6 protein-coding genes are annotated in these 13,097 nt (G+C 59.7%); all 6 read right to left on the bottom strand.

Going from position 1 to position 13,097, the window contains the following annotated elements; genetic code table 11:
• Positions 1-282 precede the first annotated feature (282 nt).
• The 6 genes from DW899_RS07075 to DW899_RS07050 all read right to left on the bottom strand — a co-directional run bounded on the left by DW899_RS07075 (position 283) and on the right by DW899_RS07050 (position 13,096).
• A complete protein-coding gene (locus tag DW899_RS07075) occupies positions 283-1,143 on the bottom strand; it encodes a DUF4430 domain-containing protein (protein ID WP_233539937.1) in 861 nt (286 codons plus the stop codon).
• A gap of 9 nt (positions 1,144-1,152) precedes the next feature.
• Complete coding sequence (locus DW899_RS07070) at positions 1,153-7,632, bottom strand: InlB B-repeat-containing protein (protein WP_158566586.1); 6,480 nt, start codon at positions 7,630-7,632, stop codon at positions 1,153-1,155.
• 431 nt (positions 7,633-8,063) lie between these two features.
• Positions 8,064-9,827: an AarF/ABC1/UbiB kinase family protein gene (locus DW899_RS07065; RefSeq protein WP_117629587.1), complete on the bottom strand. Its 1,764-nt coding sequence runs from the start codon at positions 9,825-9,827 to the stop codon at positions 8,064-8,066.
• Positions 9,828-9,835: 8 nt separating this feature from the next.
• Positions 9,836-10,252 carry a hypothetical protein gene (locus DW899_RS07060; protein ID WP_117583986.1) on the bottom strand — a complete coding sequence of 139 codons (417 nt, stop codon included), beginning with the start codon at positions 10,250-10,252 and terminating at the stop codon, positions 9,836-9,838.
• A gap of 99 nt (positions 10,253-10,351) precedes the next feature.
• The gene (locus DW899_RS07055) at positions 10,352-11,875 is read right to left on the bottom strand and encodes a C69 family dipeptidase (RefSeq protein WP_117800460.1); all 1,524 of its coding nucleotides are present in this window, start codon (positions 11,873-11,875) and stop codon (positions 10,352-10,354) included.
• Between the two features lie 366 nt (positions 11,876-12,241).
• Entirely contained in the window at positions 12,242-13,096 is an 855-nt protein-coding gene (locus DW899_RS07050) for a bifunctional 5,10-methylenetetrahydrofolate dehydrogenase/5,10-methenyltetrahydrofolate cyclohydrolase (protein WP_117800459.1), read from the bottom strand.
• Position 13,097 lies beyond the last annotated feature (1 nt).

Here is a 13,097-nt window from a genome sequence, read left to right as displayed (position 1 = left end):
AAACCCTCCCCATCGGGAAACGTTATCCCGGTCTGAGCGCGAATTCCGGGATGCAGTTTCCCGCGGACATCGAAACGGAAAACACATCCCGGAATCGACGTCCGGAACGGGATGCCGTTTCCCAATGGACGCCGATGCGGAAACCGCATCCCAGAATTCACCTTCAGAATGGGATGCAATTTCCGGTTGAGCCCTAGTTGGAAACCCCATCCCATTCGCATTAAAAACGGGCGGCTCGGATGTTTGTCCGAACCGCCCGCTTGGTGTGTTATGTCGAGGCGTTTAGCCCGTTACGTAATACCAGACGACACTGTCGCCGTTGGATAAGACATAGTTGCTGCAAGCCGTGTTGGGCGTTACGCCGTTAACGGAATACATCCAGCCGCTTGTACCACCGTGCTCCTTCTCGGCCAAACCACCGATAGCGGCGACATACGTGCCGTACGATGAGCCGTGCGCATTTACAGAGAGACCCAGGGCGCACAGGGCATCGTAGACCGTGGCACCCTCGTTAAAGGTGAAGGTACCGCCAGAAGACACAGGATTACCCACGGCACTCGATGTGACCGAAACCGTCACCGTGACGTAGCCAGGCTGCTGCGAGCCGCCCTGATTGCCAGCAGAGGCGCTGCCGCTGTTGGATGCAGACCCACCGCCGGACGCTGAGCCGCCACCCGAAGAAGAGCCGTCAGAAGAGCTCGATCCACCGGTGGATTCAGAGCCCTGTCCGGCAGACGCGTTGCTGGACTTCTTGCCGCCCTTGTCTTCGGACTTCTTCTCCTTCGAATCCTTTTTTGAGTCCTTCGACCCGTCCTTCGCATTGTCCGAAGATTTGGAGTCCTTGGACGCAACCTTACCCGAAGCGGTAGTCGAGCCGGAAACCGACGCATCCTTGGCAACGATGCTCTCCCCCGTCACGGTCTCGACAATCCAATCGATGGACCAGGCACCGCTGACGGAAGGGTAAACAAAGCCCAGCGAGACGACAATCAGCGCAATGCAGACGGCCGTCAGAGCGCCAAGCAGCGCCTTGCGCCGCGGGGCGGACGCCGCCGAAGCGGCGCCCTTTTGCTTTGCATCGTCGAGCTGAATGAACGACGAGTCGGGCTGTTTGGAGTCGGCGTCCTGAGATTTATTGGACACAGCCCTCACCTACCGACGCTTGGTGAGTGCGAACACGCCGATGACGGCGAGACCAATAACGCCAGCCGCCACGCCAACAATGGCGAGCGGGTTGAAGCCAGACTCCTGCGCAGAAACCTCAGAGGACTTTTTGGCAGCGGTCGAAGCGGACGAGCCCGTGTCGGACTTGTCGTTCTTCTTGTCGGACTTCCTGTCCTTCTTGTCGGAATCCTTCTTGGAATCCTTGCCGTCCTTGGTCTCGGTCGTGGTGGTCGTGGAGACCGGCGTCTGGCCCGGAGCAACGGCGCCGCCGCCCTGCTGGCCGCTCGTTCCGTTGCCGGAGTTGGCACCATTGCCAGAGCCGCCCGCATTACCATTGGAGTTGCCGTTGCCACCGTTATTGTCGGCGGGATACTTGACCCACTTGGCATACAGCGTCATATCCGCCGTCACCGCAGTCGCGAAATCGTACGCCTTAGTGCAGGCGGCATCGGAGAACCAGCCGGCGAAGGTGTAGCCCTCGCGCGTCGGGTCGGCAGGTTTGGCAACCGTCGAACCCGAGGCGGGAGTCTGGTCGTCAATCGACGATCCCCCCTGTGTATCGAACTTCACACGATGGGCCTGAGACTTCACGCAGAACAGATGGCAAGAGTCATTCGTGTAGTAAAGGTTACCGAACTTGTCGCAAACAACCGATGCCATGCAGTAGTTGGCATAACCGGAACCGGGGACAAACACTTCAGTCGCCTCGGCATCGCCCAGCTTGTACATATACACGCCGCCACCCGAAGTGTAGTTGGGCCAGTTTCCCTTGGCGCCGTTCAAAGTAAAGTACACATACGTCTCGCCGTCGCGCGTCGAAACGAGCGGCGTACTCTTAGACTCAAAGCCAAGCTCTGCGCCGTCAGCCTTCGTGATCTGCTTCACGCTCATATCGGACAGGTCGACAATCGAAAGCAGGCCTTTGCCCTTCCAGTCGTTCGTGGTCTTGCCGTTGACGAACGCATAGTTCCCGCTAAATACGGGTGTCGAAGTCGAATATGCGGCAAACTGCGCTTGAGCAACTTCAGCGAGGGAGCCGTCGGAGCCAATCGTCAGCCTATGCAGGGTACCGTTATCACGCGTGACAGCATACACAAACCCGTCGTGCTCAACAAGCGCAGAACGGATATTGCCCCCAGCGAGCTTAATCGAACCGACAAGCTTTGACAGATCGGCGGAATACACGCGCACCTGGCCATAGTCACCGCCAACGACATAATAGCCGTTGACCATCAGGCCGCCAGACCAATAGAAGCCGCCATCGGTAACGGAGGCACTGCCGGCAACTGCACCCGTATGAATATTGATGCGCTTGATAGTGCCGTTTTGCACGTCTTCACCAGACCAATAATCAAGAGTATTGATATAGACGTAATCACCGTCAACGGTCAGCGAAGACAGGTTCTGTTTCGTAAAGGCATCGGAATACCAAAGCGTCTCAAACGTTTTCGCCGAAACAGCCTGCAGGTAACCGCCGGAAAGCGGAATCAGAATGATGCCTTGCGCGACAACAGGACGGCACGTGCTATCCATAGATGAGCCAAGCTCAAGGGATCGCACGACGGAACCCGTCTCAGGGTCGATCTCGTTCAGAACGGCATTCCATGTCTTTCCGCCCCATACCGAAGCGCCCGTGACAAGGTACACCTTTCCGTTCGCGACAAGCGGATCGGAAGCAGAAGCGTTTGCGCCCGCCTTCTGCTGTTCTTCGGTCAAAAGGTTGAGCGCCCAGGAAGGCGTATCGGTCTTCGTAGTGGGCGTCAGAGCATCAGCCGCCGAGGCGGAGCTGCCGTTTGCAAAGCCATTCCACGAGACATCGACATCAGGATGCTCCGTCTCGGGATTGGTAGCAGGAGCCGTTGTGGGCTTCTGCGTGCCGTCACCCTTAACATAACGGAACTCGACGCAATCGCCGTTCTTAAGGAAATAGCTCGGGGCACCGACGCTCGCATACCCATTGTTTACAAAGAACGACCAGTAGCTATACGGCGCGGCGCTCGTTGTGCTCAGCACGCGGCCATCGGGCATCGTCGCACTCGTAAGACCCCATGCATTTGCTTCGAGGTTCGTACAACCGGCAGCCGTCATAAGCTGCTCGAGCACCGACTCGGCTGTCGTGTCTTCGTCGGCGGGAAGCGTAAGCTCGGTCAAGGGCACCACCGATTGCTCGGTGTAGTTGCCGCCGGCGTCACTTGCGGAAACACCCGTGACCTTGGCCGTCACCGTAATGGTCTTGCCCTCGTTCGGGTTGTCGAGCCCCGTCGTTCCCTTGACGTTTACCGTCGCAGAAACATCCAAGCCGGCAAGTACCGCGTAGTCCGAATTGTCGGGATAGCGCTCGGCATAACGGGCAAAACGCTCACTCTTCAGACGGCCGCTGATTGTAACCTTCGCGTTGTACTCAGGTTGCGTAAACAGAAGATTCTCGTGCGAGATTACGCTCGGCTTGCTCGACTTGAGCAAACGATAGGTATTCTCCGTACCACCAGGAAGTTCGCTAAACACAAAGCCATAATGGCCAGCGGCCTCTTCGCTGGTATAGCACCAGTTAACCGCATATCCCTGACCGTACACCTTCAACGGCGCATGCAGGTTCCCCGTCACATTGGAGGCATCCTGACCGTCAAGAATACCCTGAGAGAATGTTGACTTTGCAAGGCTCAGATGGAACAGCTCAGCATCAAGCTCGTTCTGGTCCTGCGGGGCAATCGCAAAGTCGAGGGTCTTGCTTGCCGTGACCTCGGCGTTGGACTTATCGGTCACCGTGAGGGTGATCTTGGTCTTCGCTGCCTCGGTGCCAGGCAGCGGCTGATAGACCGTGCCCTTGTAGCCGTTGAACGTAATGTCATCGGTGCTGGCGGAGTACTTGACCTCGAAGTACTTGCCGTCGATATTGAGCGTGCTCGTGCGCGGCATCTGCAGGTCGGCGGTTAGGCCGTCTTTATCCGCAACCGTTTTGGTGCCGGAGTACTTGATGTTGTCGTAGGTAAAGGCCGCATCGACCTTCTCCTGGAGCGCCTTCTTGTCGGCGGCGACCTTCTCGGGATCACCCTTGACCGTCACGACAAAGTCGTGCGAGCCGGCAAGCTTGATGTCGCCGCTCGTAACCGTAACCTTGGCGGTCAGCGTCACGTCTCGATCGCTCGATGCGCGCGAAACCTTACCCGTCTTATCTTCCCAGCTATAACCAGAAACAAACAGGCGCTCGGTGTCGGAGCTTGTCCATTCAACAGAGAATTTCTTTGCGGAACCCGCCTTGTACGGAAGCGTGACATTTTGGGTCACGCTATCGGCGGACTCGCCCGCCGCGTAGCCAATCTGCAGGGATTCGGCGGCTCCGTCAAGAAGGTCTTGCAGTTTAGCCTCGTCCCAAGCAACCTGCACGGACTTGTTGGGCAGGTAATACTCGGTCTTCTCGCCGTCACGCGACAGCTCAAACACCACATCGGCACTACGCAGACCGTCGATGTTGTAACCAGTGTAATCGTTGGGGTCAATGAAGAAGAACGTCACATCGCCGTTGGTCTTATCCTGGGCGTCGGAGATACCGACCGTGGCCTTGTCATCCTCAGCCTTAAAGGCAACGCCGCCCTCGGAGACCCTAACGTCAACGTCGGTAAATCCCAGATCGGCAAGCTGCGCCTTCAGAACATCGTTGACGTTGCCGCCCTTGGCGCTGTAATCAACAACGATCTGCTTATTGGCATCGTTGAGCTTTTGGACTGCAGCCTCGAGCGAACCCGCGGCGATAACCTTGTTGGCGGAGACGAGCTCGACCGTCGAGCTACCGCTCGTGGCGACAGCCTTCAGATACTTGCCAGCAGCAGATGCCGAGACCGTCGCCTCGGCGCCCGACATATCGGGCAGCAGCGTCCAGTCGGCCGCCGGAGTCTTCGCGTCGTCGGCCGCATACCAGGCAACAGTCGCCTGGTCGGTGACATCGATACCGTTGGTGGCCGAACCGTCGGCGCGCTTGGCCTGCGCCGTCGCCTTGACGCTATCGCCCGAGACGAGATGGGTCGAATCGCTATTGATCTGCGGCGTAGTGGTCACGCGCAGCAGGTTATACTCCCCCGCCGCGGTAACGCTGTCCGACGAAACCCATTCAACCGTGTTGTCGAGAGCGCTCGCCGTAACCTTGATCTTCTTGCCGACAAGCGCATCCGTAAGAGTCAGGCTGCCATCGGTCGTATCGATGCCGTCGGTGAGCTCGGTCCAATCGGCATCGCCCTCGCCCTTGGCATACCACGCCATGGTGAGTTCGGCATCCTCGGGCACGTCCTTGGTCGAGCCCGACCAGCTACCCGGAACCTGCACGCTCGGTGTGATCTTTGAGCCCACGCTGAGCGTAACGTTCTTATCGGCAAGCTCAATGCCCGCCAGCTTGTACTGGCCCTTAAGCGTCACGGGGCCGAGCGGGGCAACGGCCTGCGTGCCGCCGTAGGAGCTCTTCTTCTGCGTGCTGGAAACGGTGTTTTCGCTCGTCACCTTCACGCGCAGATACTTGCCGGCATAGGCGGCATCAACGGTATAGGTGGCCTTGGTAGCACCGGGGATATCGGTATAGGCGGAGTCGTAGCTCGAGCTGCTGTTTGCATACTGCCACTGGTAGGTCACGTTATCGGTGCGGTCGATATAGTGATAGTTGGAGCCGTCCTTTTTGCGCACCTTAGTCTTGAGCGTATCACCCACACGTACGCCGTTGGTGGCGGGAGAGCCCTCGAACTGCACGTCGTAAAGCTCAACTTGGCCAGCGACGGAGACAGGACCCGCCGCATAGTACGGCTTCTGCTCGCCATAGCCGCCGTTGGCCTTGGCCACGACGTACCAGCCCTTAAGGGCGGCGGTCACCGTCAGGGTGTTACCGGTCTCACCCTCGATAGGCGTGTTGCACGAGTTGGCGGTATTCGACTTGCCCTTGTACCACTGCCACGTGACATGCGAGTCGGAGGTAACGTCGGTGGAGCCCGCCTTGGCGGTCGCCGTAATCGTGGAACCAACCTCGACTTTGCCCGAAGTCGGGCTCATAGTCACGCTCGTGACATTAATTGAACCGGTAGCCGCAACGAGAGCGCCCGTCGAGTTGGTCAAGCTCGAAGAGCCGATCTTCGAGGACACCTTGCACTTGAGGTACTTGCCGCCCAAAGCGTCGGTTAGCTCGAGGGTCTCCCCCGTGGCACCCGCAATGTCGGTATACGTGCCACTCTTGGTGTCAGAGCACTGCCACTGATAGTTGAGCTTGCTTGCGTCGACGAACGCGCCGTACGCGCCGCCCTTCTCCTTGGCGCGAGCCTTAGCGGTATCCCCCACCGCAAAGACGCTCGTGTTGTCCTTGGTATTGATGATGGACACGGCCGAAATCTCGACCGCACCGGCCTGTTTGACCTTGCTGGAAGTGGTCTTGTTCACCGTGTTGACACCAGCGCTGGCCTCGACCCTGATATACTTGCCCTCAAGGTCGTCGCCCACCACGAGCGAAGCACCCGTCTGCCCCTCGATCTTGGTAAAGCCCGAGTACTGCGAGGTGGATGCGGACCACGTGTAGGTAACCTTGGCGTCGGCGGGGGTTTGCTGATAATAGCTTATGTACGGAGTCGCCGTCAGGGTATCGCCTATGCTCGGCGTGTCACTATTCAGCTTGACGCTGTTAAGCTCCATCTGACCGGCGCCCAGCACGGGGCCAGGAATGTAGTTGGCATTGATGCCCGAGCCGGAAGAAACGGACGGACCATAGTAGTCCTTGCCATCAACCGTTACCTTGCAGATGAAGTATTTGCCTTCCATCGCGGCGCTGACGGTGAGCGACTGCTCGTGGCCTACGACCTCGGTGTAGTCGGCGACATTGCTGCTGGCCCTGGTCGTGCCGGCGAGCCAGGTGTAAGTCCAGGTGCCGGGATTGGCAACGGACTCAGTCGAAGTGCCGTACCAGTCGTCCTCGACCTCATCGTACATATTTGCCCAGAGCGTATCGCCCGCGCTGAGCGCGCCCGACTTCGTGGAATAGGAGTTGTCCTTATCCTTGGTGTCCTGGATGAAGACCTTGGCCTCGCTCGAAAGCGTTGTGGCGGACGCGGCGGCAACGGCGTTCTTCTGCTCCGAAGCAGCAGACGCCGCAGCGGAGTTCTCGGACTCAGTCGCGTTGTCTGCAGCGGTGCCATTGCCATTCGCGGCACTCGCAGTTGCGCCCTGATCTGCGCCGGCGTCATCGGCAGCAGCGCTCGCCGCCGCACTGTTCGCGCCGGTGCCGGCAGCAGCGTCATCGTCGGCCGCCGCGCCCTCGCCGCCCGTCGCAGCCTGGGCCACAGCCTCGGCAATGCCCTCGGCGCCCTCGGCCCAAAGTTGCGCCGGCGTGGTGCCAAAAGCCATGGCAAAAGCCAGGAACGCCACCAGACCGCGCTTGGCTACGCCGCGCGCAATTGCGCCTCGGCGATGCGAGACGCGCTGGCGCTCGTCCACAAACATATCCATTTGTCCCCCATTGTCTGTACTTGGAGCGTTGCCTTGAGGCTGCCCCACGTCATCGCGCATGTTGCGCTCGAGTTCCCCCATCGGGGTCCTCCTTCCCTCCAGAGCCCTATGCACACCGGCGGCATACGCCGCAGCCGCACGCAAGATGGGAGGCGATCCGACTTAACCTTAACGACTCGGGCGCGCCGTCCGATCTGCGACGCGAACATCCCGAGCCAAGAGGAATTACGGTTACTGGTACAGCCGGGGACTTGCACCCCGATTCTCCCAAACGCGCAGGAAAACCGCGCATTCGTGCGTCTCCGCACCACCATCTAGGCCATCGATTATTACCGTCAAAATGGTATCACGCAAAAGGGCCTCGCACGCAGGCGAAGCCCAAGGTAAAAGCTATTGTTTGCGATAGGAAAATGCGGTGACGGTCGCAGCCTCTAGTGCTTGCCGCCGTGGCTGTTGAGCCAGATATTGCGGCCCAGCATAAGCGCCAGCACCAGCGCGCTCACGTAGCCAAAGAAGCCGATGACCGGAATGCCGAGGACAACCGGCTCGATGCGCGCGTAGTACACCACCGACGAACCGATAAACAGACCGGCGATCACGATAGCCATCGACATGCGGTCGATAATTCCGCCCAGCTGTCGCAGCGCCTTATCGCTGCTCATGATCTGCGTGTTCACCTTAAGCTGGCCGCGCGTGAGCATACGCGAAGCCAAGCCCAAATACTCGGCCGCCTCGAGCGAGCCTTTTGCCGCGCGATAGCTGCTCGCGGCCAGATCGCGTCCCATATCACGCATGCGGGCATAGGTGCTCTTCTCGTTTTTGATGTGCGTCTGGATGATCTGGATCATGTTGACGTTGGGCATGTACTCGGTCAACAGGCCCTCGAGCGTCACCATGCCGCGGGCGAACATCGTCACCACGCTCGGCAGCTCAACGTCATTTTTGCGCGCCAGATTGAGCAGCGAGGTCAAAAACTCGCCGATATCCAGGTCTTTAAGGTCGAGCCCGGCAAAGTCGGCAACGATAAAGTCCAAATCGGACAAAAAGGCCGAATGATCGAGCTCAGCCGAGTCGCCACGCGTCACGGCGAAGCGCATGAGCGAATCCTTGAGCTTGGGCACGTCACCCTCGGCCACGGCGAAAATCATGTCCTTTACGATACCGCGATCGTGGCTCGACATGCGTCCGACCATGCCCAGGTCAATAAAGTAGACGATGCCATCCTTGAGGATGATGTTTCCCGCATGCGGGTCGGCATGGAAAAAGCCATCGTCGAGCACCTGCGTCGAGTAGTCCTCGACGATTGCGGCACCGATCTTTTCCAAGTCATAGCCCTCGGCCACCAAGCGTTCAGGATCGGCGATCGAAATGCCGTCGACGTAGTCCATAACCACCACGTGCTCGGTGCACAGGTCCAGATAGGATTTAGGGCACGTCACGCCATGAACGCTCTTATGGAACTCGTAGAAGTCGTTGAGGTTTTTGGCCTCGGCCAAAAAGTTGGTCTCCTCGCGAAACGAGGTCCACAACTCCTCGACTACACCGTGCAGGTCAACGAATTGATCGGTGTTGACGAACTTGGAAACGATACGCACCACCGAGCGGATGATATCGATGTCCTGTGCCATAACCTGCTGCGCACCGGGGCGCTGCACCTTGACGGCCACGTCCTCGCCCGTCACCAGACGTGCGCGGTGCACCTGCGCAAGCGATGCGCTACCAAGCGGATTGGGGTCGATCGCATCGAACATCTCCCCCAGGCGCAGGCCGTATTCTTCTTCCAGACAACTGAGTACGACCTCGTACGGCACCGGCTCCACGTCGGAGCGCAGACGACGCAGCTCGTCGCAAAAGCGTTGCGGCAGAATCTCGGACCGGTTGGCCAGAATCTGCCCCATCTTGACGAACATGGGGCCGAGTTCCTCGAGCAGGCGGCGCAAACGAACCGGCGTGAGGTTATCCCACACGCGGTACTTTTTGACCAGGCGAACAATCTGTCCGATGCGCTCGCGGCGACCCGCCGGCGTGAGCTGGTATTCCTCGTCCGGCGCCATCGCGTCGGGCTCCTCGGGGACCATATCGACAGCGCGCGGCTTCTTGCGAGCGCCCGAGACGACGGCATCGACCTCATCGACAACCGCCGCCTCGTCACCCAAGGGATCTAGATTGTTGTAATCGGTGGTGGAATCTGCCATCTGCGCTGCTACTCGGCCTCTTCGGTATCCTTCGCATCGTCGGGCTCAACGGACTCGACGGGCACCGAGGTCACGTTGTCCTCGACCGAATCGACGATGTCGCGCACATGGGCCAGGAAGGCCGTGCGCTCGGGGGCGGTCATGACGCGGACGCGGGCCAGGATGAGCTCGTCGAGCACGCGCTGGGCCGCGGTCTCGCCCTGCATGCCCAAGCGCTCGGTCAGATCGGAGATGGTGCCACCGGCCTGCTCGAACATGTCGGACACGCTGCGGGCGATATCGGGGGTGGCGGTGTCCTTGCGGACCTGCTCGCCTTTGGTGTTAAGGTCGTCGAGGACCTTCTTGCCGCCTTCGACAGCAACGGCGGCAGCGCCAAAGCCCACGTTGATGGCGCCGTTAACAAGCTGATCGAGTTTCATAACCATGGTTGTCTCCAATCACAAACAACTGCATTGGCGTTCTTGTACCCAAGATTGAGTGAAAGCGACAAAGCGTTTAAGCGCTATTCGATCGACGGGAAATCCCTATCTCACGTTGTCGTTCATCGCGAAAGAGTTCTTCATGGCGCAGCTCGTGGTGTAGAGCACCTTGCCCAACAGGGCATCGGTCTCCACGCGCGCGAGCTCGGCAAACTCCTCGTTGGCGCGTGCAAGCTCGGCAGGCACCTCGGCCTCGGGCAGCGCGGCTACGGCAGCGTCGACGTCATGGATCTGCTTGTGGCCCATGCCACCGACCTTCTCCTGGTAGTCCTCCACAGCGCGGCCGCACTCATGGAAGCGGACGTCGGCCAGCGCTCCGATCAGGCGGTTGGCCCAGTAGAAGTTTTCGGACGTCACGCGAGCCTGCGTATCGGCATAGTACTCGGGCATGGTCTCGACGTTGGCGTACAGCGGAACCAGCGCGTTAAACGAGTTGGAACCAAAGGCCATCCACTGCACGGCGCGGTAGGCCGGCTGCGCATAGGGGCGCAGCTGCAGCACGGCGAGCTGGCTGTTACGGTTGATGCCGATGGGGCGATAGGCACCGCGCGTGGCGGGCGTGCCCTTGCTGCCGTAGCAGTCGTACTCCGTGCCCTGGTAGTGGCTCGAAAGCACGTACTTGATGTCCTCGATGGTCACCTTGCGCTCGGGCACGCGGCTCCAGGGGATATCGTCGCTCTCGGGCGTGTAGTCGGCCTCGGAACCGTCCCACACATCGCTGGGGTTGAGGCAGCGCTGCATGTACCAGGCGCGCGGCGTGTTGTAGACATGGTCGCTGTCGCTGTGCGAGCCAAAGGCCTCGCGCGGGTTAAAGATCGCAGCCGGGCCGTCGCCATCGACGCCCAGCGTCAGGTCCAGATGCCACTCGGCCATCCAGGCACGCAGGTCGGCGGAGCACATGTGGTCGGCCTGGGCGCCCTCGGCGTCATCCAGGTCAAAGCTGTCGATACCCAGCTGGTTGGGCATGGTCACATAGGCGTCATCGGGCACGCGCTTGGCGATCCAGTGGTGGCCGCCGATGGTCTCGAGCCACCAGATCTCGTCCACGTCGCTAAAGGCGATGCCGTTGTTCTCGTAGGTGCCATAACGCTCGAGCAGGTCACCCAGAATGCGTACGCCGTCGCGGGCGGATTTGGCATATGGCAGCACCAGGGTCACCATGTCCTCCTCGCCCAGACCGCCGGGCTGCGCCGGAACATAGCCGTCCTCGTCCTCGTTGCCCTTGGCGGGCACGTAGTCGACGAGCGGGTCGGCGCCGCGAACGCGCTCGTTGGTGGTGAGCGTCTCGGTTGCGGACATGCCCACATTGAGCTCGTTGAAACCGGCCTCGGCCCAGATGCCGTGGCCCGGGACAACATCGGGGACGCTCGTGTAGCGCATGGGGTTATCGGGCAGTTCAACGGTCAGGTGACTCAGGACGCTCGTGTAGACGCGCGGCTGTTCGTCGGGATGCACCACGCGCATACGCTTGGGCTCAAACACCCCGTTGGACGAGTCCTCGTTACGCGCGACCAGGGTCGACCCGTCGTAGCTCGCGTTCTTACCAACCAAAATCGTTGTGCACGGCATGCGCATCCTCCTTGAGCGAAGAAATCAAACGGTAACAGTGTATCGCTTCGGCGCAAAAAGGGCGAAACCGCGACCCCTCGAGCCCCCTCGAGACCTCTGTGGTCAAAAAATGCCAAATATGAGTACTGTCACAAATTTAGTAGCAGCAATTTAACCGAATGCAGGTGTCGATAATCTACATTTGTTCAAAAGCTTGACAATGTAATTCCTCATAAGTCCAATAAAATAGGCTCTCTATCGATAATTAATACCGATTGAGAGCCAAAAACGACCTAAAGCATATGTGACTATCTTGGCAACAGTACTCATATTTGGCGTTTTTTGACCACGTGGTATATGTCTAACCCCTCAAACAGCCCAAAACGCCTATTTCGATGCGCGCTCCGCCGCCTCGATCACGTGTTTGGCGAGAATCGCCGTCGTTACAGCGCCCACGCCACCCGGCACGGGAGTAATTGAGCCAACGATCGGCTCTGCAGCATCAAAATCGACGTCGCCGACCAGCTTGCCGGCGGCCTCGTCCCAGTTAATGCCCACATCGATGATCGTCTGGCCCTCGCGAACCGCATCCGCGCCAATCGTGCGCGCGCGTCCAACGGCCGCAACCACAATATCAGCCGCACGGCACTCGGCAGCCAAGTCGCGCGTATGTGTATGGCATGTCGTCACCGTGGCATTGCGAGCCGTAAGCATGGCGGCTACGGGACGACCAATCACCAGCGACCGACCAACAACCGCGACCTTGGCCCCATCCAGATCAACGCCGTAATGGTCCAGCAACGCCAGCACGGCCTCGGCCGTACAGGGGGCAAAACCCTCGCCACGCCCCGAAAGCGTGGTGAGCAGCGAGGCCGGCGTCATGGAGTCAACGTCCTTGGCAGGATCGAGCGCCGCGGCGGCTGCGTTCTCGTCAAGGCCGGCGGGCAGCGGGCGGAACATCAGACAGCCATGGACAGCTGGGTCGGCGTTAATGTCCTCGATGGCCGCCAACAGCTCGTCCTGCGAAACATCGGCAGAAAGCAAAACGCGACGAGCCTCAATCCCCACTTTTTCGCAGCGCTTGAGCGCACCGCGCTCGTAGGATAGGTCGTCCTCGCGTTCACCTACACGCACGATAGCCAACGTCGGAACAACGGCCCGCTCGCGCAAAGCCACGCAGCGAGTAGCAAGTTCCTCAGTCAACGCGCGGGCGACGGGAGCACCCTTCAGTAGCTCAGCCATG

Source organism: Collinsella sp. AM41-2BH (assembly GCF_003468085.1).
Taxonomy (GTDB): Bacteria; Actinomycetota; Coriobacteriia; order Coriobacteriales; family Coriobacteriaceae; genus Collinsella.
This window is presented reverse-complemented; position numbering and strand designations above follow the sequence as displayed.

What these genes read in the sequence shown, in the direction of transcription:
- DW899_RS07055 (WP_117800460.1), bottom strand. Translation starts at nt 11,875, where the DNA reads ATGCCGTGCACAACGATTTTGGTTGGTAAGAACGCGAGCTACGACGGG.
- DW899_RS07070 (WP_158566586.1), bottom strand. Translation starts at nt 7,632, where the DNA reads ATGGATATGTTTGTGGACGAGCGCCAGCGCGTCTCGCATCGCCGAGGC.
- DW899_RS07050 (WP_117800459.1), bottom strand. Translation starts at nt 13,096, where the DNA reads ATGGCTGAGCTACTGAAGGGTGCTCCCGTCGCCCGCGCGTTGACTGAG.
- DW899_RS07065 (WP_117629587.1), bottom strand. Translation starts at nt 9,827, where the DNA reads ATGGCAGATTCCACCACCGATTACAACAATCTAGATCCCTTGGGTGAC.
- DW899_RS07060 (WP_117583986.1), bottom strand. Translation starts at nt 10,252, where the DNA reads ATGGTTATGAAACTCGATCAGCTTGTTAACGGCGCCATCAACGTGGGC.